Source organism: Virgibacillus carmonensis, from assembly GCF_057836705.1.
The window spans coordinates 1-647 of record NZ_JBYQFJ010000203.1 but is presented as its reverse complement, the minus strand read 5'-3'; the positions used below and the strand labels follow the sequence as shown (position 1 = coordinate 647).

Here is a 647-nt window from a genome sequence, read left to right as displayed (position 1 = left end):
AGCCGGTTTCTCACTTGGTGAAGCGGATATCTTGCGGCGTGCAGTAAGTAAAAAGAAACATGAATTAATGGAAAATCAGAAGAAAAAGTTTATCGCCGGATGTTTGGCGAATGGCTATGATGAAACAATTGCAACTGAAATCTTTAACTGGATTGTACAGTTTGCAAACTACGGTTTCAACCTGAGCCATGCGGTGGCTTACAGTCAGGTTTCGTATCAATTGGCCTATTTAAAAACCCATTACCCTGCCAGCTTCTTTGCGGAATTATTAAGTTCCATTGCCAATCAGCAGGATAAAGTGCATCAATATCGTAAAGAGGCCAAAACCTTTGATATTGAATTTCTTCCTCCGGACATAAATAAAAGCTTTGGTAAATATACCGTTGAAGACGGACAAATTCGCATGGGATTATTATCCATTAAGGGAATTGGCAATCAAGTCGTGAAGGAAATTGTACGTGCCCGTAAATCAGGTCCATTTAAATCGATATTTGATTTGTGTTTACGGATTTCAACAAAAGCAGTAAATCGTCAGGCACTGGAATTATTAATAATCGCTGGTGCGCTTGATGAAACCTTTGATAACCGAGCGAGCCTGCTAGCTTCAATTGACCACGCTATGGAACAGGGTGAATTATTTCGGGAAT

Annotated in this window: 1 protein-coding gene; it reads left to right on the top strand. The window is 40.0% G+C overall.

Annotation, left to right across the window (positions count from 1 at the left end):
• Positions 1 to 647, top strand: a 647-nt coding sequence (locus AC3G7N_RS21390; RefSeq protein ID WP_489424150.1) for a helix-hairpin-helix domain-containing protein, incomplete at both ends; no start/stop codon positions are given.